Genomic DNA, 24,830 nt, shown 5'->3' with positions numbered 1-24,830 from the left:
GGCCGGCACATGGGCAGGATCGAGTTTGAGCCATGGGAACCCGAAGAAACCATCGGGAAACTGTGGCACAGTCTTGCCAGCCGTCTGGATGCGCCACTAGCGCATGACGAGGCCGCGGTAGACCTCTCTGAGGTCGCCGGGCGGCTGGCCGTTCTTTTTCGCGGGCTTGGCGGCGGGGCGACCGTAGAGTTGCGCCCGGTTTCGCCCGAAGTCTCGCGCCACCGGCTGGGTTGGCGGCGGCGGCTTGGCACCGAAGCCGAAACGCTGCCGCGCACCAGTTTCGACGGTGAGGTTCTGCGCTTGCCGGACCGGCTGGCGGTCTATCCGGTGCGCGAAGCCAATGCTGCGCTTTATGTCTGGCTGGCTGCCGTCTCGGCCAATGCCGGAACGCAGATCGAAGAGTCGGATCCACTGCGCGCCGATTTGAGCACTTTGGATGCAGCACGCGAAATGGTCATCCGGACCTTGGAAAACGCCCCCGGTCTGCGCCCGCTTTATGAAGAGTTGTGCAAAGGGCTGCTGCATCAGCGCACCGTGCCAAATCTGCCCCCTATCGAGATGGCAATGGAGGAACTGATCCGCCACATGCTGGGCGATCCCCGCCCGCTTTCAGAACTGGCAAAGCGACTTGATACCGACGTGAGCGCCCCGCGCGGCTATCAGCCCTTTCGCCCGGTGCCGCTCTGGCCCGAGTTGCGAAAGGTGGCGTTTTCCGATGCCCATGAGGTCGAAAACCGCGAAACCGAGGGACCGCCGGAAGACTCCGGTGAGAAGACCCATCGCGCACGGCGCCGCAAATCCGATCAGGCCGCCCGCAGCGACAGTTTCATCCTGCACAAGTTCGAGGCGATCCTTAGCTGGACCGAGTTCCTCAATCTCAATCGCCGGGTGGATGATGATGATCCCGACAACGCCAAGAAGGCCGCAGACGATCAGGATGAGATCGGATTGGGTCAGATTTCCAAGGCACCGCCGACACGCTTGAAGTTGCATCTCGATCTAGCGCCGGAAGACGTGGATCGTGAGCGGTTGTCGGGCCGTGTGCTGTACCCCGAGTGGGATGTTCGGTCGGGCCAGTACCTGCCAGATCATGTGAATGTCCTGACCTCCGACGCCGATGTCCGGGACGAGGCTGAGGCCTTTGGCAAGGACCCCGCAACTGCGCGCCGCATCCGCGCGGTCAAGCGCCAGTTCGAGGCACTGCGCCCCGGACGCGTGATGACGCGGGGCCATCTAGACGGCGATCAATTGGATATCGATGCGGCGGTCCGTGCCGAATCCGACCGCGCTGTCAGTGGTCAGGGCAATGACCGGGTCTGGATGCAATCGCGACCCGAGGCGCGCGATCTGGCGGTGTCGATCCTGCTCGATGTCAGCCGCTCTACCGAAAGCGCAGTTTCTGGGCGAGCGGTTATCGACGTTGAACGAGAGGCGCTGGCGGCGCTGGCTTGGGGTCTGAATGCCTGCGGCGACGATTTTGCGATCCACGCGTTTTCATCGCTCAAGCGCGACCGAGTCTATGTGCAGCGCTGCAAAGGGTTCGAAGAAGCGATGGGACCAATCGTGGAACAGCGCATCGCCTCGCTGCGTCCTGGCTTTTACACGAGGCTCGGCGCGGCGATCCGCCATGTCTCTGCCGAACTTACAGAGCAGAGCCGCAAACGCCGACTGTTGCTGGTCATCACCGACGGCAAACCCAACGATCTGGACCATTACGAAGGCCGTCACGGAATCGAGGACACCGCCATGGCGGTGCGCGAGGCACGCCGCGCGGGGCAATCGGTCTTTGGCGTCACCGTGGACAAAACCGGCAAAAGCTGGTTCCCGCGCATGTTCGGGCAAGGGGGCTTTGCCGTCATTCCCGATCCTGCGCGCCTGACATTGACCCTGCCGCAGATATACCGACAGTTGGTTGGCGCCTGATCTAATTTTTGTGCCAGCTATCGGCGCGATCGGTTTCGGCATACTCGCGCAAGGCTTCGATATCGGCGATCTCGGCGTGGTTGCGACTGACACTCACTCCGGCCGCTTTCAACCGGGAAAAGGCGCGCGACAGGCTTTCGGGCTTCATGCCCAGACGCCCCGCGATCAGCATCTTGTCATAGGGCAGCGTGACTTCGCAGCCACCGGCGCTGTTCTGGCACAGGGTCAGCAGGAACTCGGCCACCCGCTGCGCACCGGTCTGTGCCTTGAGCTGCTCAAGCTGTGCCACCAGCCCGTGCAGATGGCTGAAGGTCGCGGCTAGGATCGAGATCCCGATCTCGGGGTCCTGTCGCATCAGCGAGATCAGGACATTTGCGGGAATATGCATCACCTCGCAGGCGGTCACCGCCTCGGCGGACACCGGGTAGGGGCGGTTGTGCAGGGCCACCGCCTCGCCAAAACTTTCGCCGCGGGTAAAGACGCTGACGACCGCCTCGGCGCCGGTCGGCGAGACCCGGTAAAGCTTGACCCAACCGTCCAGAACCACATGGATCGCCTGTGCGCTCTCTTCCTGTAGGAACAGCGTTTCACCCCGGCCATAGCTGCGCCACAAGGCATGGCTCAGCACATTCTCGATATGCTTTTCTGGAAGCGACCGCACCAGCAGCGATTTGCGGGCCACGAGTTTATGGGCGTCATGCGTCACGTCTGGCACCTTTGCTAGAGCAGAAGCCGATAGACCCGGAGCAATCACGCCCGTCACCCGTTTTGTCAACCGGCTCCTTTCCTTAAAACCGCTGCGACATGATCTATGTCAAGAGGTGCGGGAACGGTTTGGCGTAGAAGTCGCGCGTCACATTACTGAACCGGATTCATGAACCACCTCGCAAAAACTCTCAGGGCTTTTCCCAAAAGCGCTTCAGCGTTTTTCGGAATTGTGCTGATTTTGTTGCAGGTGATGGCACCGTCGCTGCCCAGCGCGGGTGTTGGCGACTGGATCGAGATCTGCTCAGATGGTGCGGCGGTCTGGATCCAGGTCGACAGCGATGGCGAAAAGCGAGAAAGCGATCCCTGCCCGAAATGCCAGAACTGCACGCTTTGCGCGGTCAGTTCCTGCGCCCCGTTGGTCTCGGAAACGGTCCTGAAAATGGCGTCCGAGCCATTGAGCGTAGAAATGCGTCATGCGGCCCAAAGCGATGTCCGAAATCCGGCGCAGTTCTGGCCGGACAACCGGGGACCTCCGCACGCGGCCCTGAATATTGCTGAGCGCGCCCTGCGCGCGTCCATGGCGTCCAACCCCATAACCGGAGGTGCGCCGTGGTCGTAAGTCGCGCAACCCAACTGATTTTGGCCTTTGTCCTGTCCTGCCTGCTGGCGCTTGGCGCGCGGGCCGACAGTCTGGCCAGCTTCCTGCCCGACATTTCCCCTGCCGAACTTTCGCCAGATGCCGATGCTTTTGGCCCGGTGCGCAAGGATGTGCCCGTTGCGCCCGTGCTGCGCAGTGGCGAGACCGTGGCCTGGGCATTTCTCACCTCTGACTTCGTGGGAACGACGGGCTATTCCGGCAAGCCGATCCACGTGGTGGCCGCCATCGATGCCGACGCGGTTTTGACCGGTGTGAAACTGGTCAAACACTCCGAGCCCATCGTGCTGATCGGCATCCCGAATTCCCGCATGGTCGAACTGACCGAAGGCTATGCCGGGCTTGACCTGAAACGCGAGGCCGAGCCCGGCGGCGAGGGTCACGATCTGGACATCATCTCGGGCGCAACGGTCACGATTATGGTGATTGATGACAGCCTAGTGCGCGGTGGCATCAAGGTGGCGCGGGCGCTGGGGTTGGGCGGGCTGTCACCGGTGCAGCCCGACGGGCCGAAACGCGAGATCGACATGGCGCAGGATGCCGTATCGGACTGGACCACCCTGTCGGGCGATGGCTCGATCCGGCGGCTGACGCTGGATATCGGCCAGATCAACGCGGCGTTCGAGGCCACCGGTGATGCGCGCGCCAGCAAACGGCCCGAGCCGGGCGAAACCGATGACACCTATATCGACATGCATATGGCTCTGGTCTCGGTGCCTTCGATTGGCAAATCCCTGCTGGGAGAGGCCGAATACAGGAACCTGACCGGGTGGCTGGAACCGGGCGAGCACGCCATTCTGGTGCTGGGGCGGGGAGCCTATAGTTTCAAGGGCTCGGGCTATGTGCGCGGCGGGATCTTCGACCGTATCCAGCTGATTCAAGGCGACCAGTCGGTGCGGTTTTTTGACAAGCAGCAGCGACGCCTGGGCGAAGTTGCCGCCCCCGACGCGCCCAGCTTCTCCGAGCTGGACATCTTCAAGATCCCCGCCGACGCAGAATTCGACCCCGCAGCCCCCTTCCGGCTGCAGCTGCTCGCGCAACGGGCCGTGGGCGCGGTCGAAAAAACCTTTCTGACTTTCGATCTGGGTTACAAGCTGCCCGAGCACTACCTATTGCCTGTTGCCGCCCCCACCGTCGTGAATGATGCCAGCGATGAGGCCGCCGCCAAGGCCGCCCTATGGCAGCGCATCTGGAAGGATCGGAAAGTTGAGATCGCGGCCTTGGGCGGTATGTTGCTGCTGCTGACCGCTGCGTTCTTCTTTCAGTTCCAGGTCACTGCAAATGCGCAGGTTTTTTACTGGTTCCGCATCGCCTTCCTGACCGCCACTCTGTTCTTCGTGGGCTGGTATGCGAATGCGCAACTGAGCGTTGTCAACTTGATGGCGCTGGCGGGCAGCTTGCGAACCGGATTCACCTGGGACGCCTTCCTGCTGGACCCGCTGGTCTTCATCCAATGGTTTGCTGTCGCCGCCGCTCTACTGTTCTGGGGCAGGGGGGCCTATTGCGGCTGGCTCTGCCCGTTTGGTGCTCTGCAGGAACTGACCAACAAGATCGCACGGGCCTGCCGCGTGCCGCAATGGACGCTGCCCTGGGGTTTGAACGAGCGCCTCTGGCCACTTAAATATATGATCTTTCTCGGGCTCTTTGGCCTCAGCATGGTGTCGATTCCACTGGCGGAAAAATATGCCGAGATCGAGCCGTTCAAGACCGCGATCATTCTTAAGTTCATGCGTGACTGGCCCTTTGTCGTCTTTGCGCTGTCACTACTGGCGGTCGGGCTTTTCGTTGAACGGTTCTATTGTCGCTATCTCTGCCCTCTGGGTGCAGCGCTGGCAATTCCGGCACGGGTACGCATGTTTGACTGGCTCAAGCGCTACAAGGAATGCGGCAGCCCCTGCCAGACCTGCCGAAATGAATGCCCGGTGCAGGCGATCCACCCGACCGGTGAGATCAACCCGAACGAATGTGTCACCTGCCTGCATTGTCAGGTGCTCTACCAGTCCGAAACTAAATGCCCGGTGGTTATCCGCCAGCTCAAACGCCGCGAGAAGGTGGGGAGTGCCCCGCTGAAAATGCCGCTCGGCCAACCGCCGGTGAACCACCCGAACGCTAAACCACAAACTGCTTCCTGAAAGGGGGAATGACGATGTCGGATCAAGACAAAAAACTGAACATCACACGCCGGGGCCTGATGGGGGCCACCGCAACCGGGGCCGCCCTGGCTGCAACCGGGCTTGGCACCACGATGATGACCGCGCGCCAAGCAAGCGCTGCCGCCAAGGTCAATCTGGAGCCCGGCGAGCTGGACGAGTATTACGGTTTCTGGTCTTCGGGTCAGACCGGCGAATTGCGCATCTTGGGCTTCCCATCCATGCGCGAGTTGATGCGGGTGCCGGTGTTCAACCGCTGCTCGGCCACCGGCTGGGGTCAGACCAACGAGTCGCTGAAGATCATGAGTGATGGCCTGCTACCTGAAACCAAAGAGTTTCTCGCCAAGCGTGGCCTTAAAACTTATGACAACGGCGACCTGCACCATCCGCATATGTCATTCACCGACGGCACCTATGATGGGCGCTACCTGTTCATGAACGACAAGGCCAACACCCGTGTCGCCCGCGTGCGCTGCGATGTAATGAAATGCGACAAGATCACCGAGATCCCGAACGCCAAGGCAATCCACGGTCTTCGCCCGCAGAAATTCCCGCGTACCGGATACGTCTTTGCCAATGGCGAGGATGAAACCCCGCTGGTCAATGACGGCACCGTGCTGGACGATCCATCGCAATACGTGAACATCTTCACCGCGCTGGACGGCGACACCATGGAAGTGGCGTGGCAGGTGATCGTGTCGGGCAACCTCGACAATACCGACTGCGACTATCAGGGCAAATACGCCTATTCGACCTCGTACAACTCGGAAATGGGCATGAACCTCGCTGAGATGACCGAGAACGAGCTGGACCACGTTGTCGTCTTCAACCTTGCAGAAATCGAAGCGGGGATCGAAGCCGGGGATTATCAGGAACTGAAGGGCGTCAAGGTTCTTGATGGGCGTAAGGGCCAGAACAAGAACTACACCCGTTACATCCCGATCCCGAACTCGCCGCACGGCATCAATACTGCGCCTGACGGCAAGCATGTCTGCATTAACGGCAAGCTGTCGCCCACCGTGTCGATCATGGACGTGACCAAGCTAGACGCCCTGTTCGACAGCGATGCCGACCCGCGGTCCTGCATCGTGGGTGAACCTCAGCTGGGCCTTGGCCCGCTTCACACCGCCTATGATGGTCAGGGCAATGCGTTCACCACGCTGTTCCTCGATAGCCAGATTGTGAAGTGGAACATCGACAAAGCGATCGAAGCTTACGCGGGTTCTGATGTTGACCCGATCATCTCGAAGGTAGATGTGCACTATCAGCCGGGCCACAATTCCACCACCATGGGGGAAACCAAGGAAGCCGACGGCAAATGGCTGATTTCGATGAACAAGTTTTCGAAAGACCGGTTCCTGAACGTGGGCCCGCTCAAGCCCGAGAACGAACAGCTCATCGACATTTCGACCAACGAGATGAAAGTGGTCCACGATGGCCCGACCTTTGCCGAGCCGCACGACTCGATCATGGTTCGCCGGGATATCGTCAACCCGGTCAATATCTGGGACCGCAATGACGTCACTTGGGAAGATGCGCGCAAACAGGCCGAGGCCGATGGCATCGAACTGGAGGATGGCGCCGAGGAGCCAATCCGCGACGGCAACAAGGTGCGGGTCTACATGACATCGCAGGCACCGACCTTCAGCCTCGAAAAGTTCACTGTCAAACAAGGCGACGAGGTGACGGTTTACATCACCAATCTCGATGACGTGGATGACGTGACGCACGGCTTCTGCCTGGGCAACTATGGCATCGCAATGGAAGTTGCGCCGATGGCGACCGCCTCGGTCACCTTTACGGCTGATCGTCCGGGCGTGCACTGGTTCTATTGCCAGTGGTTCTGCCACGCGCTGCACATGGAAATGCGCGGTCGGATGCTGGTCGAGCCGCAGGGGGCATAAGCCATGCGCTGGCTCCGGCTGATACCACTCCTGCTCGCCGCACCCCTTTGTGCGGGCGAGTGGGACGTGCCCAATCGGGCCGGGGCCATCGCCGAGACATTGGCGCAGGCGGAGGAGGGCGACACCCTCCGCCTGTCGCCGGGCCTCTATGCTGAGACACTGGTTCTGGACCGTCCCGTCACCATCGACGGGATGGGACATGCGACCATTGACGGGCAGGGCACGGGCACTGTCATCACCGTTACGGGACCGGGCGTGGTATTGCGCGGCTTGACCGTGGTGGGCTCGGGTTCGGATCACGAAGGGATCGACAGCGGCATCAAGCTGACCAAGACTGCAACTGCGCCGCAAATCCTGAACAATGTGCTGATCGACAATCTCTACGGGGTCGATATCCACGGGGCGAAGGAAAGCCTCGTGAAAGGCAACCGGATCGAAGGGCGAAAGGACCGTCGCATGAATGCGCGTGGCAACGGTGTTTATGTCTGGAACGCGCCGGGTGCCGTGGTCGAGGATAACGACATACAATATGGCCGCGACGGGGTTTTCGTGAACTCCTCGAAGAAAAACGCGTTCCGAAACAACCTGTTCCGCGATCTTCGCTTTGCCGTGCATTATATGTATGCCGACAATTCCGAGGTCTCGGGCAATGTCTCGATCGGCAATGATTTGGGTTATGCGGTGATGTTCACCAAACGGGTGCGCGTCACGGACAACGTCTCGATCAATGACCGTGAACACGGGGTCATGTTGAACTATGCCAACCAGAGCGTGATCTCGGGCAATGTCGTGGTAGGTGCGCGGGAAAAATGCACTTTCCTCTACAACGCCAACAAGAACGAATTCACCAACAACTGGTTCGAGGGCTGCGGAATCGGTATCCATTTCACCGCCGGCTCTGACCGCAACCGGATCGTCGGCAATGCCTTTGTCGGCAATCGCACACAAGTCAAATACGTCTCGACCAAATGGGTCGAGTGGTCGGAGGATGGGCGCGGCAATTACTGGTCTGACTTCGCCGCCTATGATGTGGACGGAAACGGCATCGCCGATGCGCCTTACCGACCCAATGACAGTATGGACCATGTGCTGTGGACCCAGCCTTCGGCCAAGCTGCTGCTGGGCTCACCCGCGGTGCAGCTCGTGCGCTGGTCGCAATCGGCGTTCCCGGCATTACTGCCTGGCGGTGTGATGGACAGCCATCCGTTGATGACCGCCCCGAAACCCCTAGCAATCGAAAAGGTGCCGCATGAGTGACAAGGCCCTGACCATCCACCGTGTCAGCAAGGCACGAGGCAAGTTGCGGGTGCTGGACGACGTTGACCTGAGCCTCGCACCGGGCGAGCGCGTGGCGCTGCTGGGCCACAACGGCGCAGGCAAATCCACCTTGATCAAATGCATCCTCGGACTAACGCCATTCCAAAACGGCGCGATCCATGTAGGGACCGCGCATCCCGGCAGCGCAGACGCGCGCCGCGATACGGCCTACCTGCCCGAGGCGGTCTCGTTCCATCCGGCTTTGACCGGGCGCGAGCAGTTGACGCTGTTTGCACGGCTCTCAGGCGCTGCGGCGGAGGTGCCGGCGCTGTTGGACCGCGTCGGTTTGGCAGATGCGATGGATCGCCGGATCGGCGCCTATTCCAAAGGGATGCGACAGCGTCTGGGGCTGGCGCAGGTACTTCTGGGGCGGCCAAAACTGGCGCTCTTGGACGAGCCGACCAGCGGGCTCGACCCGATCTCGCGCCAGGATCTTTATGCCATCATTGATGAACTGGCAGGGCAGGGTACGGCGGTGCTGATTGCCAGCCACGCCCTGACCGAGGTCGAGGCTCGCACCGACCGGATCGCGATCCTGCGCAAGGGCGAGAAGGTGGCCGATGACACGCTGGCGAACCTGTCGGATCTGGCGGGGCTGCCGATCCGGCTACGGGTGCGTGCGCGCGAAAATCCCGAGGCGCTGGCTGCGCATCTGGGTGGCAATCGGGTCAACGGGGCCTCGGTCGAGTTGCTCTGCTCGCCTGCCGACAAGATGCAGGCCCTGCGCCGTATCGCGGCCATGGGCGAGGCGGTGGTCGACCTTGAAATGACGCCCCCCCGGCTCGAGGACCTCTATAGGCATTACGCGAAGGAGGCTTTGCAATGACCCGTTTCCTGGCCATAACAAGGGCCGAGCTACTGATCCTGCGTCGCAATCGCTGGCTGCTGGTGGCAACGCTTATCATGGTGCTGTTTGCGCTGGCCCTGACATTTGCGGGCAGTGCGCCCACCGGCACGCTCGGGGTCGACATGCTGACCGTCTCAGTCGCGTCGATGACCACGCTCTCGGTCTATCTTGCGCCGCTTCTGGCGCTGATGATCGCATTTGATGCCGTCGCAGGCGACGTGGATCGGGGCAGTCTGGCGCTTTTGCTGTCCTATCCAGCGGGCCGTGGCGAGATCCTGCTGGGCAAATTCACCGCTCATCTGGCGGCGCTGGCCTTTGCCATGACGGTCGGTTTCGGCACCGCCGGGGCGCTGGCCGCGTGGTTCGGCGGGGCCGGTCCCGAGAGCCTCATGGCGCTGTGCCGCCTCATCCTCACTTCAATCCTGCTGGGCGCCGTGTTTCTGGCGCTGGGATACCTGCTGTCTGCGTGTGCCGGGGGAAGCACCACGGCAGCGGGTATGTCGGCCGGGCTTTGGCTGATCTTTGTCGTCCTTTATGACCTTGGCCTTCTGGGCGCCGTGGTCATGGACCAAAGCGGGACCTTCACCCAGACCTTTTTTCCTTGGGTGATGGTGGCCAACCCGGCCGACGCATTTCGTCTTTGGAACATCGCCGCAACCGAGGGCGTGGCGATGGCCAGCGGTATGTCAGGGGCTGCGCAGGCGCTGCCGGTCTGGGCTGCACCTGCCTCGTTGCTGATCTGGCCGGTGCTGGCATTGCTGTTGGCGCGCGCCGCATTCCGGAGGGTTGAGCCATGAGATATTTGATCCTGATCGGGATGGTGGCGCTGGCGGGCTGCAAGGAGGAGCAGGCCGCTGCACCGCCACCGCCCGCTGATTTGACCGAAACCGCGCTCAGCTATTTCTGCCAGATGCATATATCCGAACATGGCGGGCCCAAGGGGCAGGTACACCTCAAGGGACACGAACAACCGCTGTTTTTCGCGCAGGTGCGCGACATGGTAGCTTATCTGAAAAGCCCTGAGCGCGAGGCCGACATCTCCGGCGCCTATGTCAGCGACATGGCAATGGCGCTAAGCTGGGAGGTGCCCGGCGCAGGCAATTGGGTTCCAGCCGATACGGCCGTCTATGTGGTCGGTGCGGGCGTCGCAGGCGGCATGGGGGCGCCCGAGATCGTGCCATTTGCTGACGCGGAAGGGGCGGAGGGTTTCATCACCACCTATGGCGGCAAGGCTGTGTCGCTGCAGGATATTCCCGATGAGGCTGCCATCGGTCCCGTCGATCTGGATCAGTCCCTGGAGACCCCGGCATGACTTATCTGACCCGCCGCCACTTCCTGACCATCTCTGCCAGCGCCGCAGCACTGCCCGGTTTCGCGGGTCCTTCGGTCTCGGCCCGTTGGCGGGGTGTGGCGCTTGGCGCGCCTGCCAGTATGCGGCTGGAGGGTCTCTCGCAGACCGAGGCCGACCCGATCTTTGCCAGTGTAGAGCGCGAGTTGCTACGATTGGAGAACATTTTCAGCCTCTATCGACCGGACTCGGAGATCAGACGGCTGAACGATGCCGGGCGGATCAATGCACCGTCCGTAGAGCTGCTTGAGGTTCTCAGTCTGTCGGCGTCGATACATCGTGCCAGCGGTGGAGCTTTTGATCCGACGGTTCAACCGCTCTGGACCGCGCTTGCCATGGGGCGGTCGCCCGAGGAAATCGCTGCTGCGCGGGCCAGGGTCGGGTGGCGGAATGTGGCGTTCGATTCCGGGCAGGTTGCGCTGCGGACCCCCGGCATGGCGCTGACACTGAATGGGATCGCACAGGGGATGGTGAGTGATCGCGTCCATGCGATGCTTGCCGAGCGAGGGTTGAAGCACCTGCTGATCGACATGGGCGAACTTGTTGCGCGCGGATCGCGGGGGGATGGCCAACCGTGGAAAGTGGGTGTCGCCGACCCCGCGGGCAAGCTGCGGCACAGCGTGCGCCTGAGCGACCGGGCACTCGCCACATCGGCCACGGGGGGCACTCTGCTGAACGACACAACTGGGCATATCCTGCATCCTGATGGCCGGGACGCGGAGCCAAAGCTGGTCGCGGTTTCGGCGCCGCGTGCCGTGGTCGCCGATGGGTTGTCCACCGCGCTGTGCCTGTGCGCGCCGGAACAGGTGACGCGTATCATTGGCCAGTTCCCGGGCGCGAGGCTTGAAGTCGTGGCCTGATACTCCGCACTGATTGCGCCTTACTCCGCTTCATCCATAAGCGCGCGGACCCAACGACCGGCTAGCCATGTGGCGGGCAGGCCCAACGGAATTGCCCAGAGCACAGACCGGACCGGGTCAATCGCCTGCCAGCCCAATGCGACGCCGATCAGGCCGAGCATGAACAGATTGATGGCAACCGCCGCCATCGCAAAAGGGTAAAGCAGCAGCGCCAGTTTCCAGACCGGCCAGCGGCCGTCCTCAGTGGCTGGTGCCTTCCGAGAATGTGATCTTGTTCCAGACATTGTATTTCCCCGAGGGTTTGCGCATCGGCAGACGGCGGAGTTCCTCCAGCGTTTGCGCATCATAGACGATAACTGCGCCCTCATCCTCCCAGACCGAAACAAGGGCATATTTGCCGTCGCGCGTGAACTCCACATGGGCCACAGTGGCACCGGGCACGGGACGCAGGGTTTGGACGATCTCAAGGCTCTGCTTGTCGATCACATGCATGGCGTCCTTGTTGGGGCCAAAGAAAACATCGGCCCAGAAATAGGGCGTATTCTCATGGCTGCGCAGAAAAAAACCCGGCCCCTCAGTCGGGATCGTGGTGATCCGCTGCCAGCTTTCGGTATCGATGATCGACAGCTTGCCTTCCTTCAGATGTGGCGTCGCCATTACCCGTGTGCCGTCGCGCATCCAACTGATGCCCGAGCCCAGATGCGGCATCCCCTGCAACGGCAACTCCGCAATTTCGCGGCCCACATTCAGGTTGACCACCACGCCCCTGACCCCGTCCCGCGCCGCGCCGATCAGATTGCGGTAGTCATCGTCGAAAAAGAAATCGTCCAGCGGCTCGCTCACCTCGATCCTGCGGCGGGCGAACAGGCCTTCGCTTGAGGGCAGAGCTTCAACCATGCCTTTCTCGTGCGAATGCACAAAACCTTCATAGACCGGGTCGGCATTCGGGTCGGTCGCCACTTCCCAGATCTCGGGCGCGTCTTTCAACGCAAGGATGAAGCTCTGCCGTTGCGGGGCCTGATAAACCGCTGACACGCGCGATGGCGTGTCATCCTTTGCCACCACATCCATGACACGGGCCACCGACAGGTCCTCGGTCGACAGCAGCGTCAGGCTCATCGGCAGGTAATTGGCGACGGCCAGCCATTTGCCGTCATGGCTGATGGCGATGTTGCGGCTGTTGAGGCCCGCACGCACGCGACCGACCTCGGCCAGTGACCACAGATCGTATTTCTGCACCCAACCGTCGCGCGACATGATGAACACGTAACGCCCGTCGGGGCTGAATTTCGGCCCGCCATGCACGGCAAAGGGCGTGGCGAAGCGGTCAAGCACCTCGAACGTGTCGCCATCCAGAACCGAGACATGGTGGTCGCCTGTTTCCACCACCAGCGTGATGTTCATCGGGTCGCTGTCCCAGAGCGGCGCGGAAGCCGACGCATAGTCGGTCGCCAGATCGCGGCTTGCAATGATCTCAGCCTCACCCCAGGGTGGGATGTAGGTTAGCGGTTCCTTGAGATAGGTGGTCAGCGCTTCAATTGACGCGGCCTCCAGCACATCATCAAAGGCAGGCATTTGCGTTGCGGAACGCCCGTCGCGGATCACCGCCGCCACCTTCGGTCCACGCATCCGGCGCAGGGTTTCGGGAATCAGGGCGGGGCCCAGCCCACCCAGCCGGTCTGCGCCATGGCAGGATGCACAATGTGCGGCGTAATCCGCAGCGGGGTCCGCCTGTGCCTCGACATGGGAAACGACCAGCGTGAGAGCCACCAGAGCCAACGCAAACCTTGCCGATCGCCTTGGGCTGTCAAAAGAACTGATGCGCCGGATCATGACGTTTTCCCCGGAATGGTTTGACTTCGAGCCGCTCGGCACTGGTGACACCGATCTCGGTATCGCTCAGGTAACAAGCCGGGTCCTCGGCCCAAGGATCGCCGGTCAGTTGCAGCGCACGAATGCGGGTGTTTCCTCCGCAGACATCTTGTAGCGAGCACGCCCCACAGCGGCCCTTCAGCGGGCGTGGCCGAGTGCGCAGCTGCGCCAGCATCGGATCATCGCCGGTCCAAAGCTGGGAAAACGGCGTGGTTTTGACGTTGCCCACGGTGTAGTCCGACCAATATGTGTCGGGATGGACGCGGCCCAGATTGTCGATATTGGCAACCCCCAGTCCTGAGGAATTGCCGCCCCAGGCTGCCAGATGTTTACGCAGATGCGCCACGTGGTCGGCATCGAAATTGCGTGCGACCCAGCCCAGGAAATACCCTGCATCGGCGTCATTGTTGCCTGTCACGATATCCAACGGCGCATCCCCGGACGCCGCCTCCCAGGCACGCTCTAGCAGCAGGTCCAGCGCGTGGCGGGTGCGTTTATGGGCGGCGTCCTCAGCCCGGTGCTTGTCACCACGCCCGGCATAGACCAGATGGCTGAGATAGAATTTATCGACCCCCTCGTCGTCGCAGAGTTTCAGCAGATCGGGCAGGTGGTGTTGTGTCCCTTCGGTCAGGCAGAAACGCAGGCCAACCTTGATGCCGCGCTTCTTACAGGCGCGCACGCCGCGCAGGGCGTTACCAAAGGCGCCCTCGACCCCCCTAAACCAATCATTGGTGGCGCCGATCCCGTCCAGTGAGATGCCGACATAGTCAAACCCGATCTCGGCGATCCGGTCGGCGGTCGCGCCATGGATTTTGGTGCCGTTGGTCGACAGCGCCAGCATCCTCACCAGTTGCCGCGCACGTGTTGCGATCTGAAACAGGTCCTTTCGGTCCAGCGGTTCGCCGCCCGACAGGATCAGGGCAGGGACCTTGAAGCGGCCGAGATCCTCGAGCGTGCCCATCGCCTGTTCATGGCTCAGCTCGCCGGGGAAATTCACATCCGCCGAAACGGTATAGCAATGGCGGCATTTCAGGTTGCAGCGGCGGGTGAGGTTCCAGATCACCACCGGTTTGACGGGACCCGATCCGCGCCGTTTGCGCACTGGGGTCGGATCGACAAGCTGGTGCATGTATTCTGTCAGTCGGAACATATCAGGTCCTTTCCTTCAGACGCAAACCGGTCTTTTTCAGGATGCGCGTGGAATAAAGGATGTCGCTGGATTGGCAGGCATCGCCAAGGATCACCGCGATCTGCGCGCGCTTCTCGGACACCTCGTCTCGGGATGCACCATGTACCATGGCAAACAGATTGTAGGGCCAGTCCGGCAGCGCGCGCGGGCGCTCATAGCAATGGGTAACGAAAGGCAGCGCGCCGATCTGTGCGCCTAGAGCGGCGATATGCGCGTCGTCGACGTCCCAGACGGTCATGCCATTGGCGACCATCCCCAACTTATAGTGGTTTGGTGCAGCAGCGATACGACGGATCACGCCGCTGGCCTTCAGCGCGGCGATCCGGTCGATCAGCGCAGCTTCGTCGATGTCGAGACCTTCGGCGACCTGCGCGAAGGGTGCGGGCACCAGAGGCAGCCCGTCTTGCAGCGCTTGGATGATCTGCCGGTCCGTGTTCGTGATACTCATGCCGCCACCCGGAATCCGATGAAGAATTCTTGCAGTTTCGGAAACCGGAGCACCTTCAGCCCGGTTTCCCGCTCAATCGCATCGGCTGTGGCACCGATCCCCTCAGGTGTCTCGGTGGCCAGCACGAACCACATGTTCAGGTGATGCGTGCGTTCATAATTATGCGCGACCTCTGGGTGCGCATTGACTTTGATCAGGACGGGTTCGAAGTCGTGCTCGGGCACCGCCAGGGCACAGAGGCAAAACGCGCCCCCCATGGCAGCGGCATCGAAAAACGGGCCGAACCGGGTGATCACACGATCACCTTTCAGACGGCTCAGGCGCGCCAGCAGATCGGCCTCGGTCAGGTTCAGATCGGCGGCAACCATAGCATAAGGGTTCGCGACCAGCGGCAGGTCATCCTGCATATGGTTCAGGATGCGGCGGTCGGTGTCGTCAAGTGGGGTCATGCGGCGGCCTCCTTCGGTTTGATCAGCGCGCCGGTCTGTTTGAAGCACCGGGTTGAAAACAGCACCTTGTGGGCGACGCCACGCAGCACTGGCAGGTCAGCAGCCCGGGCCAGCACCTCGCGCGCCTCGGGGCGCGATCTGGCATGGATCATGGAATAAAGACTGTAGGGCCAGACGCCCTCCACCGGGCGGCGCTCATAACACAGCGTCACACCCGGCACCCCGGCCAGCGCCGGTCCGGCTTGGTCGATCTGGGCTTCGGGCACCTGCCAGACGACCATCGCGTTCGAAGTCCATCCAAGCGCCCGGTGGCGCACGATCACGCCCAGCCGAGAGATGATACCCGCGCTGAGCAGAGTGCTTATCCGCCCCTTGACCTCCTCTGCATCCAAGCCAAGCTGGAGGGCCAGATCGTGGTAGGGGCGCGGGGTCAGGGACAGGCCGCTGCTCAGCTTTTGCAACAGGTCTCGGTCACCCTTTTGCAGGGCGTTCAGATCGACCGGGCGGGGTCCGGGCACAGCGCTGTGACCGGCGCCCATGCGGAAGCCCAGATCGACATTGAATGGCCGCAGCAACGGCAGGTTCAGCACCTGCAGCCCCGTGTCGCGGGAAATGCGATCCAGCGTACCCTGCACATGATCACGATCCGGCCCGGTGGCGACAAACCAGAGGTTCCAGTGATCCTCGCGCAGGTAATTGTGGTTGACGCCCGGTTCGACATCAATGCGGGCGGCAACTTCGTCGATCCGGTCTTCGGGAGCCGCGATGGCGGCCAATGTGCTAGCCGAGATGGTGCCCGGCGCGATGGTGCCGCCGACGCGGGTGATCCGTCCACTGGCCCGCATCTGACGCAGTCGGGCGATCACTTCACCCTCGGACAGGGTGAGCGCGCGGGCCAGTTCGGCAAAGGGTTGCTCGGTGATCGGAAACCCGCGCTGCCAATTATCCAAAAGTTGGCGATCGATGGGGTCGGTAACGTGTTGCATAGCTTATAGCCCCGTCTTGTGCGCACGCGCTGTAAAGAAGATGCCCGAGGGGCTTTCGGCGTCGATCTCGCGCAGCTTCTCGAAGCTCTGCGTATCGTAGACCATCACCTTGTTGGCATCGCGAACGCTGATCCAGACTTCATGCCCGCGCGGCGTGAATTCCATATGCAGCACGGCGGGGCCGGGTTGGAACTGGTGGATCACCTGTTTGCTGAGCGTATCGATCACCTGAATGGTGTCGTTCAGGGGATGAGCGAAATTGACCCAGACATGCCGCCCGTCAGGCCGTGCCATGGCAAAGACGGGCTGGCCATGGGTTTGGGTGCGTGCGGTTTCTTCCAGTGTTGTTGCGTCGATCCACAGCACTTCGTGGTGACCGATGGCGGGTAGCACAAATTCGCCGCCCGCATCGGCCCAACCCTCCAGATGGGGCATCTTGTAGACGGGCATCTCTTTCTGGCCGCGGCCATAACCGAGCAGTACGCGGATGGGTTGCGGGTCGTCAGACCAGAGGTCCAGCGCGGTCAACCCGTCCTCGCCAAACAGTCCGGTGATATAGGTGCGGCCATTGGCGGTGATCAGCGCGTCATAGGGGTTGCGGCCCATGTCAGAGATCTTGGTGATCTGGGGTTCTGGGCCCAAGAAATCGGCAATCCAGGTCTCGCCACTGTCCCAGATGGTGAAGACAAAGCGGCGGCCCGGCGCGTCGACCAGACCGATGGTTTTGCCGCCGGTGGGAATGTCTGCAACCATTTCCAGTGTGTCGGCATCAAAGACGCGCACGCCGCCGGGTTCGTAATTCGACACGGCCACCAGTTGACCGTCATCCGAGATCGCGCCGCCAATGGCGTTGCCCGACTGCACCACCCGGTCCGCGATCTGGCGGGTGACGATGTCGAGCTTGGTCAAACCGCCATCACGGCCAAAGACATAGGCAAAGCGCTGATCGGGAGAATAGACCAGTGAGGCATGGCTGAGATCGCCCAGCCCGTCGATCCGCGCCAGCGCGGCCCGGTCGGACTGGTCGACCAGCAATACCGAACCTGTCGCACGTTCAATCACCAGCCCCAGATCGCCAGTGGCGGTGGGCTGTGACTGCACCGGTAAGGCCAGCAGCGCTGCAATCAGGCAAAAGACAAGCTGTTTCATTGCTCAGGCTCCAACAGATAACGGGCGACCCATTCGGCCTCTTCCTCGCTCATCAGCGGACGCCAGCCGGGCATGGCGGTGTCGGGGATGCCGTCCAGTATGACGCTGCTGAGGGTCACCGGATCATAGTGCTGCAGGTTCTTCGCGCGCAGGTCCGGACCGAGACCTCCCTTGAGCGTCAGCCCGTGGCACGACCCGCAATCTTGATGCACCAGACGTTTCAAAGCGCCGGGATCTATCGTTTCGGCGGCAAAGGCCGAGCTTGCCACAAGCGCAACCATTGCGGCAGCAAGGCGGGAGCCTGATGCGATGCGCTGCGGGCAGACGCTTTCAGCCATGGGCCGTCACCTGTTCGACAAGATCGGCGACAGGATGACCTTCGCAAAGCGATACAACCTTGCCGATGATGAAAAGGGTGGGGGCTTTGAACCCCTTATCGCGCACATCCGCCGCGATCCGGTCGAGGCGCGAGACCAGCCTACGCTCGTCCGGTGTGGTGGCGCGGCTGACGGCAAGGACAGGAGTGGCGCCGGACAGGTTCTCGGTCATCAGACCCATGGCGATCTGGCCAATATTGGCCACGCCCATATAGACCACCAGCGTGGTGTCAGGATCGGCCAGCCGCTTCCAGTCGAGATCCAGCACATTGCCGGCCTGACGGTGCCCGGTTACATATTGCACCGAGGTCGCCAGCCCCCGATGGGTCAGCGGCACGCCGGTGACGCAGCTTGCGCCCTGCGCAGCGGTGATGCCGGGTGCGTAGGCCACCTTAATTCCGCATTCCGCCAGATACGCGGCCTCTTCCGAGCCACGCCCGAAAATCATCGGATCACCGCCCTTGAGCCGCGCGACGGTATGGCCCGCGCGCGCCTCGGAGACCAGAATGTCGTTGATCTGCTCTTGCGGCACCGGGTGGCACCTAGGGGATTTCCCGACCGCGATCATCCGGCAGCCGGGTGCGACCATGGCAAGAATCTCGGGGCTGACCAGCTTGTCGTAAACCACGACATCCGCGGCTTCGAGCATCCTGAGCGCCCTGAGCGTGATCAGGTCGGGGTCGCCCGGACCGGCACCGATCAGAAAGACTTTTCCGGGCTGGGTCATGGCGGGCTCCGTTTGGTGGGACAGGTGCTGGCGAGGATGAATTGGCGGGCGGGCCCAAAGGAACGAGAAATGGCCCGCCCGATGGGCTGCGTCAGTAAACGTCAGCCCGTGTGTTGTAGACGTTGAACTTGCCGGTCGGGGTCACAAGGCGCTCGTCCTTGATCACATGCTTCAGCTCAAGCGTCTTGTCGTCGATCACTACAATGGCACTGGTCAGGTCCTTGGCATTCCAGACCGAGAACCAGATCTCGTTGCCTTCTTGGTTGAACTCACCCTGCACCACACGGGGCTGCCCCTCGGTGATCCCGGCCCATTCCACGATCGGCAGAACGGTGTATTCCGGCTCCTCCTGGGTCAGTTCGTCGATCTTGAAGACCGCGATCGTCCCGGTGATCTCGGCATCGGGGTTCAGCGGAGCATCCACGTAGAGGTGGTTCGAGGTAGGGTGCGATTTCACGAACAGTGACCCGCCGCCCATGCTGTAAAGCGTCTGAACCACGGTCCAGGCCTGATCGGGGTGGCCTTCGGGATCGGTGCCAATCAGCGCCACCGTTTCGTCGCCCAGATGCGAGGTCACCCAAACCGGTCCATGGGTCGGGTGCGTGATGTTTGCACCACGGCCCGGATGCGGGGTTTCGCCGCCGGTTTCGATCAATGCGGTCAGCTTGCTGTCCTTGGTATCGACCACGGCCACTTTGCCACGGGCGTTTGCAGCAACTAGGAAGTAGCGCTTGGTACTGTCCAGCCCGCCATCATGCAAGAAGCGTTCAGCTTCGATCTCGGTCACTTTCAGGTTCTTGATATCCGAGTAATCGACCATCAGGATCTTGCCGGTTTCCTTCACGTTGACGATGAATTCCGGCTTGTAATGCGAACCGAGGATCGAGGCCACGCGCGGTTCAGGGTGATATTCCTGATCGTCATAGATCATCCCCCGGGTCGACTTGATCTTGAGCGGCTCCAACGTGTCGCCATCCATGATCACGTATTGCGGCGGCCAGTAGGACCCGGCAATCGCGTATTTGTCCTCGAAGCCTTCGAATTTCGATGTCTCAACTGAACGCGCCTCGGATCCGACCTTGATCTCGGCCACGGTTGCGGGTTCTTCCATCCACAGGTCGATCATGTTGACCCTGGCATCGCGCCCGATCACGAACAGATAGCGACCCGATGCGGAAATCCGGCTGATATGCACGGCATAACCGGTGTCGATCACGGCTTTGATTTCATAAGAAGCCCCGTCGATCAGCGCAATCTGACCCGCGTCGCGCAGCGTCACCGAGAAGAGGTTGTCGATATCAATATCGTTCATCTTCTCGCTAGGACGGTCCTCAGGCGGGATGACCAGCTGCCAGCTGTCACGCATCTCGGCCATGCCAAATTCCGGCGGCGAGGCCGGTTCCAGCAGGATGTAGCGCGCCATCAGATCGATCTGTTCTTCGCTCAAATCACCTGAAGTCCCCCAGTTGGGCATCCCGGCGGGCGAACCGTAGGTGATGAAATCGCGCAGGTATTCGAACCCGTTTTCGCGGGTCAGGTCGGTGGTCAGCGGTTTGCCGGTCGCCCCTTTGCGCAGCACGCCGTGGCAGCCAGCGCAGCGTTCGAAATAGATCTTATTCCCTATATTGTACTCTTCTTGCGTCATCACCGGATCGCCTTCCTTGCGGCCGGGAATCTCGAGATTTAACTCTCCGAGTGTGGTCATGCTTGGCTGATAAGAAGCCGTCGCGTCATCGCCATGATCTTGCTCTTGTGCGGAAACCATGGGTGCGGCCAGACCCAGCGCCAGGGAAGCGCTGGTCAGAAGCAATGTTCTGCGAATGGCTGTGGTCGTTCTCATAACGGTATCTCCGTCGGTGGCTGGTGAGGCCCCCTGAGTCTGTCAGCCGGGCGCGTGCCTCGCCTTGACTTAAGTTAAGGTCCCCCGGTCATTGCCCCGCTACCTCTGGACGGACGACAAGCGAGCAGATCCGCGCAGCTTTTGGCCAATGCGGACAGGAGTTAAGATATGGGTGCCGTGAACCGCCTGTTTTCCGAAGGATTCCGCGTGTTTTTTCTGGCGGCCGGGCTTTATGCCCTGTTCACCGGACTGGTCTGGGAACTGTTTCTGAGCGGGCTTGACGCGGGACCCGATCTGGGACCGCCACCGGTGATGTGGCATGCGCATGAGATGATTTTCGGCTATGCCAGCGCCGCGATTGGCGGGTTCTTTCTGACGGCGGTACCAAGCTGGACCAACGCGCAAGGCGCGCGTCAGGGATTCATCGCGCTTGCCGCGGGGCTATGGCTGGCGGGTCGTCTGGCCATCTGGTACGCCGCCGCCCTGCCGCCATTGCTGATCGCGGTGGTTGATCTGGCCTTCCTGCCGATTCTGTCGCTGAAAATTCTCACCCAGCTGCTGAAACGCCCCAAACCGCAGAACGTGATGTTTCTGCTATTTCTCGTCTATCTCTGGGTTGCGAACCTGCTGGTGCATCTGGAGTGGCTGGGCCTCGCTGATGACACTGCCGCTGCGGGTTTGCGCGGCGGGCTGATGACACTTTGTGCGCTAATCGCGGTCCTTGGCGGGCGCGTGACACCCGCCTTTACCCGCAATGCGATGAAACGGGCTGGGGTGCCAGAGTCAAGCTGGCCTCGCAGCCACAAAGTGGTCGAAAGACTGTCGCTTGTCTCTGCACTTGCCCTGCCGCCTTTGACCATGCTGCCCGCACCGGATTGGCTGCTTGGTTCGGTTGCCCTTCTGTTCGGTGGCGTGCAGGCGGTTCGCATCATGAGGTGGGGCGGAAATTGGTGCTGGAACCAACCGATCCTGTTGGCGTTGCATCTTGGCATGGCAATGCTGGCGCTTGGCATGATCCTGACGGGACTTGCCCGGTTCGGGATCGGCAATGAACTGGCCGGGCTACATGTTCTGGGCATTGGCTGCGTCGGGGGCATGACGCTTGCAGTTATGAGCCGTGCCGCGCTGGGTCATACAGGGCGCGCCCTGATCGCCCCGCGCCCGATGGCGGTGGGGTACGCACTGATCGCGCTGGCGGCTTTCACCAGATGGGCAGGGATCGAGTTGGATATGTTCTATTTGCCAGCACTTCTGGTGACGGGGGGGCTGTGGATTGCGGCCTTTGGCCTGTTCCTCTTTGCGCTCTGGCCAGCCCTGACCGGGCCGCCTGTGCGAATTCCTGCCCGGTAGCACATTGGGACGACAGGGGCGCCTGGTCAAAAAACAATTCGGTAACGCAATATTTCAAGCCCAAGACCTTAAGGTTTGTCAGTTTTGAATCACGCAGAGCCCAGTCACTCCTAAAGCTGATAATAAATCAGGCTAAGAGAAGGGTGCTTCTCATGGAGACCATAGATACAGCCGGATCGCTGCTTTCCGGCGTCATTGCCGCGTCATTGCTTAATGAGACCGTATTGATGCCATTCAGGTACGTCGTTGCCATCGGGTTTGCCGCTGTTTTGCTCTATCTCTGTTCGGCTTATGCGGCGTTTTCCGTCGACCGCTGTCCTCAGCACGGCGATCGAAGTCTGTGCGGCCCGGCGCGGATGTCGGATATTACGCTGACTCGATAATCGCTTTTTTGGATGCCTCAGATGTCTCGCTCAAGGGGCAGGATCGAGACAGCCCAGGCCGCCAGTAGCATCTCGACGGCGTCATCGAGAATTCTGCGGCCCTCTTCTTCGTCATGTTGCAGCGCCGTGACAATTGCCGCACTGCCAAGCGAGATGATCATCTGCAGCGCCCGGTTCGCCGCAGATGCGTTCCTTCGCGAAACAGATGCTTTGACGCCGCAAAAACGGCGTCCCCGTTGCGCTACGTGTCATTTGCATCGATTGTCTGCATTTCCTTGTCGGTCGCATAGCCCAGCCAGATATCGCTTGCGACTGGGTCTTTGCGGCCAAGATCGTAATACCGGTTCAAAAGCTTGACGGTGGTGTGCGACCACTCGATCAGAGACTTGGGCTGATCGCTCAGAATCTCCTGGTTCTTTCTAGTGTTGTCGTCGAGATAGGCGGTTGTCAATTCAGCAACGATGGCGCATTTGTTGGGGAAATACTGGTAGATCGACCCCATGGTAACACCGGCAATCTTAGCGATGTCCCTCATTTTCACCCGGCGGTGCCTTTTCCCTCGATCAGTTTCTTGGCAGCATTGAGTATCTGCTCGAACCGCTTCTGACTTCTTTTCTGAATGGGAGCCCGCACTGGTTCCCGTCGGGGTAATGATCGTGCCACGTCAAGCGCATGCTGTCGGGGCGTGCCTGTCACACCTCCTTTAGACCATTACGTGGCCCTGGCAATCCCGGCTGTCTCTTGCGCTGCTTCTGAAGGCGCAGCAACAGCAGCACGCCGATTATCGTCAGGTAGATCAGCGGCTCGATCTGGAATCCTTTGGCAAGCATCAAGTAATGCAACCCGCCCAGCACGACGCCCGCATAGACCAGCCGATGCACTGACCGCCATTTGGGTCCCAGACGGCGGACCGAGAAATTGTTGGAGGTCAGCGCCGGTGGCAGCAGCAGCAGAAAACCGGCCATGCCAACAGTGATATAGGGGCGTTTCACGATATCGGCCCAGATCTGTTGCGGGATCTGAACGTCGAGAACCAGCCAGACCAACAGGTGCATGGACAAGTAGGAAAAGGCCAGAACGCCGATGGCGCGACGGAATTTCATCAGGTTCAGACCCAGATAACGCCGCAGCGGCGTCACCGCGAGGCCCAGGATCAGCAATTGCAGCGCCGCCTCACCCAGCTTGTGCTCCAGCGCGCTGATCGGTTCGACCCCCAACCGCCCCGTCACACCCATCCAGAGCCAAACCATCGGCGGCAAAACGCCCGACAGGTAGATCGCCCAGACGGGCAGCTTTCTGAGATATGGATTCAGGCGGTCCAGCACGTTAGTAATTCTTGGCCAAATCCATGCCATCGTACAGGCTGGCCACCTCATCTTCATAGCCATTGAACATCAGCGTGGGTTGGCGTTTCGAAAACAGCCCGCCCCCGATCCGGCGCTCGCTGGCCTGCGACCAGCGCGGATGGTCCACCTTCGGGTTCACATTGCTGTAGAACCCGTATTCGCCCGGGATCAACGTACTCCAGCTTGTGGGCGGCTCATTGTCGGTGAGAGTGATGCGCACGATCGATTTGATCGACTTGAAGCCGTATTTCCAGGGCACGACCAGCCGCAGTGGCGCGCCGTTCTGGTTCGGGATCGGCTTGCCGTAAATCCCGGTCGCTATGATCGTCAGCGGGTGCATCGCCTCGTCCAAGCGCAGGCCTTCGCGATAGGGCCAGTCAATGGTGCGATAGGCGGTACCCGGCATCTCGGAGGGGCGCAGTAAGGTCTCGAATGCAACGTATTTTGCGCCGTCCTGAACCCCCGCCATGGCCAGCAGATCGGCCAGTTCGAAACCGTTCCAGGGCACGATCATTGACCATGCCTCGACACAACGGAAGCGGTAGATGCGCTCTTCGACCGTCATTTCGGACAGGATGTCCTGAAAGTTGTAATCCCCCGGCTTGTCGACCAGGCCGTCGATCTTGACACTCCAGGGATCGGTTTCCATCAAATGAGCGTACTTGGCCGGATCTTCCTTGCCGGTGCCAAATTCGTAGAAGTTGTTGTAGGTGGTGATCTCTTCCCAGCTATTGGGTTCCAACGTCTCGGCCGAAAGGGGATCAGCTGCCACTGCAAGGCCTGCCCCGGTAAGGCCTGCGATCACCTGGCGCCGGTTCAGATAGACATGCTCCGGCGTCACGTCCCCGTGGCTCAGGTCATTTTTCCAGCGATGCGCCATCAGTGTCTCCGTACCGGTTTGTTTCCTGTCACATAGCCATAGACCGCTAGAGGTAAAAGAAAACTGTTCTCACGATTGAGCGACGGAATTGTAACGTGGCGGGCGGCAATCGGCGAGAGTAG

General features: G+C 61.1%; 26 protein-coding genes. 11 read left to right on the top strand and 15 right to left on the bottom strand.

Features of this window, described 5'->3' with window-relative positions:
- Nucleotides 1-9: 9 nt before the first annotated feature.
- Nucleotides 10-1,923, top strand: a complete 1,914-nt coding sequence (locus tag AB1E33_RS05990; RefSeq protein ID WP_372576345.1) for a nitric oxide reductase activation protein NorD — start codon at nt 10-12, stop codon at nt 1,921-1,923.
- A gap of 1 nt (nt 1,924) precedes the next feature.
- Here AB1E33_RS05990 and AB1E33_RS05985 read toward each other — a convergent pair whose 3' ends face one another.
- Entirely contained in the window at nt 1,925-2,629 is a 705-nt protein-coding gene (locus tag AB1E33_RS05985; protein WP_372576624.1) for a Crp/Fnr family transcriptional regulator, read from the bottom strand.
- Nucleotides 2,630-2,797: 168 nt separating this feature from the next.
- Between AB1E33_RS05985 and AB1E33_RS05980 the strand changes: the two genes are divergently transcribed.
- Genes AB1E33_RS05980 through AB1E33_RS05945 form a run of 8 tightly spaced genes read left to right on the top strand, consistent with a single transcriptional unit; the run spans nt 2,798 to nt 11,712 of the window.
- Nucleotides 2,798-3,250, top strand: a complete 453-nt coding sequence (locus tag AB1E33_RS05980; RefSeq protein WP_372576344.1) for a hypothetical protein — start codon at nt 2,798-2,800, stop codon at nt 3,248-3,250.
- The gene (locus AB1E33_RS05975) at nt 3,241-5,418 is read left to right on the top strand and encodes a 4Fe-4S binding protein (RefSeq protein ID WP_372576343.1); all 2,178 of its coding nucleotides are present in this window, start codon (nt 3,241-3,243) and stop codon (nt 5,416-5,418) included. The genes AB1E33_RS05980 and AB1E33_RS05975 overlap by 10 nt, the downstream gene beginning before the upstream one ends.
- Before the next feature lie 14 nt (nt 5,419-5,432).
- Nucleotides 5,433-7,340: a TAT-dependent nitrous-oxide reductase gene (gene nosZ, locus AB1E33_RS05970; protein WP_372576342.1), complete on the top strand. Its 1,908-nt coding sequence runs from the start codon at nt 5,433-5,435 to the stop codon at nt 7,338-7,340.
- Between the two features lie 3 nt (nt 7,341-7,343).
- Nucleotides 7,344-8,597, top strand: a complete 1,254-nt coding sequence (locus AB1E33_RS05965; RefSeq protein WP_372576341.1) for a nitrous oxide reductase family maturation protein NosD — start codon at nt 7,344-7,346, stop codon at nt 8,595-8,597.
- Nucleotides 8,590-9,483, top strand: coding sequence for an ABC transporter ATP-binding protein (locus tag AB1E33_RS05960; RefSeq protein WP_372576340.1), 894 nt, complete (start codon nt 8,590-8,592; stop codon nt 9,481-9,483). The genes AB1E33_RS05965 and AB1E33_RS05960 overlap by 8 nt, the downstream gene beginning before the upstream one ends.
- The gene (locus tag AB1E33_RS05955) at nt 9,480-10,301 is read left to right on the top strand and encodes an ABC transporter permease (RefSeq protein WP_372576339.1); all 822 of its coding nucleotides are present in this window, start codon (nt 9,480-9,482) and stop codon (nt 10,299-10,301) included. The genes AB1E33_RS05960 and AB1E33_RS05955 overlap by 4 nt, the downstream gene beginning before the upstream one ends.
- A complete protein-coding gene (locus AB1E33_RS05950) occupies nt 10,298-10,816 on the top strand; it encodes a nitrous oxide reductase accessory protein NosL (RefSeq protein ID WP_372576338.1) in 519 nt (172 codons plus the stop codon). Before AB1E33_RS05955 ends, AB1E33_RS05950 begins: the two co-directional genes overlap by 4 nt.
- A complete protein-coding gene (locus AB1E33_RS05945; RefSeq protein WP_372576337.1) occupies nt 10,813-11,712 on the top strand; it encodes an FAD:protein FMN transferase in 900 nt (299 codons plus the stop codon). The genes AB1E33_RS05950 and AB1E33_RS05945 overlap by 4 nt, the downstream gene beginning before the upstream one ends.
- A 20-nt stretch (nt 11,713-11,732) precedes the next feature.
- On the opposite strand, the gene AB1E33_RS05940 is transcribed toward AB1E33_RS05945, so the two are convergent.
- From AB1E33_RS05940 to AB1E33_RS05895, 10 genes are all read right to left on the bottom strand, one after another.
- The gene (locus AB1E33_RS05940; protein ID WP_372576336.1) at nt 11,733-11,996 is read right to left on the bottom strand and encodes a hypothetical protein; all 264 of its coding nucleotides are present in this window, start codon (nt 11,994-11,996) and stop codon (nt 11,733-11,735) included.
- On the bottom strand, nt 11,953-13,545 hold the full coding sequence (locus AB1E33_RS05935) for a cytochrome D1 domain-containing protein (RefSeq protein ID WP_372576335.1): 1,593 nt from the start codon (nt 13,543-13,545) through the stop codon (nt 11,953-11,955). The genes AB1E33_RS05940 and AB1E33_RS05935 overlap by 44 nt, the downstream gene beginning before the upstream one ends.
- The gene (nirJ, locus tag AB1E33_RS05930) at nt 13,520-14,734 is read right to left on the bottom strand and encodes a heme d1 biosynthesis radical SAM protein NirJ (RefSeq protein ID WP_372576334.1); all 1,215 of its coding nucleotides are present in this window, start codon (nt 14,732-14,734) and stop codon (nt 13,520-13,522) included. The genes AB1E33_RS05935 and nirJ overlap by 26 nt, the downstream gene beginning before the upstream one ends.
- A gap of 1 nt (nt 14,735) precedes the next feature.
- A complete protein-coding gene (gene ahbB / locus AB1E33_RS05925) occupies nt 14,736-15,221 on the bottom strand; it encodes a siroheme decarboxylase subunit beta (protein WP_372576333.1) in 486 nt (161 codons plus the stop codon).
- Nucleotides 15,218-15,670, bottom strand: coding sequence for an Lrp/AsnC family transcriptional regulator (locus tag AB1E33_RS05920; protein WP_372576332.1), 453 nt, complete (start codon nt 15,668-15,670; stop codon nt 15,218-15,220). Before AB1E33_RS05920 ends, ahbB (AB1E33_RS05925) begins: the two co-directional genes overlap by 4 nt.
- Nucleotides 15,667-16,656 carry a siroheme decarboxylase subunit beta gene (gene ahbB / locus AB1E33_RS05915; RefSeq protein ID WP_372576331.1) on the bottom strand — a complete coding sequence of 330 codons (990 nt, stop codon included), beginning with the start codon at nt 16,654-16,656 and terminating at the stop codon, nt 15,667-15,669. Before ahbB (AB1E33_RS05915) ends, AB1E33_RS05920 begins: the two co-directional genes overlap by 4 nt.
- A gap of 3 nt (nt 16,657-16,659) precedes the next feature.
- Nucleotides 16,660-17,805 carry a cytochrome D1 domain-containing protein gene (locus tag AB1E33_RS05910; RefSeq protein ID WP_372576330.1) on the bottom strand — a complete coding sequence of 382 codons (1,146 nt, stop codon included), beginning with the start codon at nt 17,803-17,805 and terminating at the stop codon, nt 16,660-16,662.
- A complete protein-coding gene (locus AB1E33_RS05905) occupies nt 17,802-18,143 on the bottom strand; it encodes a c-type cytochrome (RefSeq protein ID WP_372576329.1) in 342 nt (113 codons plus the stop codon). Before AB1E33_RS05905 ends, AB1E33_RS05910 begins: the two co-directional genes overlap by 4 nt.
- Nucleotides 18,136-18,909, bottom strand: coding sequence for a uroporphyrinogen-III C-methyltransferase (cobA, locus tag AB1E33_RS05900; protein WP_372576328.1), 774 nt, complete (start codon nt 18,907-18,909; stop codon nt 18,136-18,138). Before cobA ends, AB1E33_RS05905 begins: the two co-directional genes overlap by 8 nt.
- 91 nt (nt 18,910-19,000) lie before the next feature.
- A complete protein-coding gene (locus AB1E33_RS05895; RefSeq protein WP_372576327.1) occupies nt 19,001-20,749 on the bottom strand; it encodes a cytochrome D1 domain-containing protein in 1,749 nt (582 codons plus the stop codon).
- Nucleotides 20,750-20,917: 168 nt separating this feature from the next.
- Here AB1E33_RS05895 and AB1E33_RS05890 point away from each other — a divergent pair, with 168 nt between their 5' ends.
- Both AB1E33_RS05890 and AB1E33_RS05885 read left to right on the top strand, forming a co-directional pair.
- Nucleotides 20,918-22,099, top strand: coding sequence for an NnrS family protein (locus tag AB1E33_RS05890; protein WP_372576326.1), 1,182 nt, complete (start codon nt 20,918-20,920; stop codon nt 22,097-22,099).
- Nucleotides 22,100-22,251: 152 nt separating this feature from the next.
- A complete protein-coding gene (locus AB1E33_RS05885; protein WP_372576325.1) occupies nt 22,252-22,482 on the top strand; it encodes a hypothetical protein in 231 nt (76 codons plus the stop codon).
- 17 nt (nt 22,483-22,499) lie between these two features.
- Here the strand turns inward: AB1E33_RS05885 and AB1E33_RS05880 are convergent, their stop codons facing one another.
- From AB1E33_RS05880 to msrP, 4 genes are all read right to left on the bottom strand, one after another.
- Entirely contained in the window at nt 22,500-22,643 is a 144-nt protein-coding gene (locus tag AB1E33_RS05880) for a hypothetical protein (protein ID WP_372576324.1), read from the bottom strand.
- Nucleotides 22,644-22,723: 80 nt separating this feature from the next.
- Nucleotides 22,724-23,017: a TetR/AcrR family transcriptional regulator gene (locus tag AB1E33_RS05875; RefSeq protein ID WP_372576323.1), complete on the bottom strand. Its 294-nt coding sequence runs from the start codon at nt 23,015-23,017 to the stop codon at nt 22,724-22,726.
- Nucleotides 23,018-23,174: 157 nt separating this feature from the next.
- Nucleotides 23,175-23,804, bottom strand: a complete 630-nt coding sequence (msrQ, locus tag AB1E33_RS05870) for a protein-methionine-sulfoxide reductase heme-binding subunit MsrQ (protein ID WP_372576623.1) — start codon at nt 23,802-23,804, stop codon at nt 23,175-23,177.
- A gap of 4 nt (nt 23,805-23,808) precedes the next feature.
- A complete protein-coding gene (msrP, locus tag AB1E33_RS05865) occupies nt 23,809-24,708 on the bottom strand; it encodes a protein-methionine-sulfoxide reductase catalytic subunit MsrP (RefSeq protein ID WP_372576322.1) in 900 nt (299 codons plus the stop codon).
- Nucleotides 24,709-24,830: the final 122 nt, after the last annotated feature.

Origin of the sequence: Ruegeria hyattellae, from assembly GCF_041537925.1 — a bacterium.
Taxonomy (GTDB): domain Bacteria; phylum Pseudomonadota; class Alphaproteobacteria; order Rhodobacterales; family Rhodobacteraceae; genus Ruegeria_C.
The sequence above is the reverse complement of the archived record's forward strand: the minus strand, read 5'-3'. Positions and strand labels throughout refer to the sequence as shown.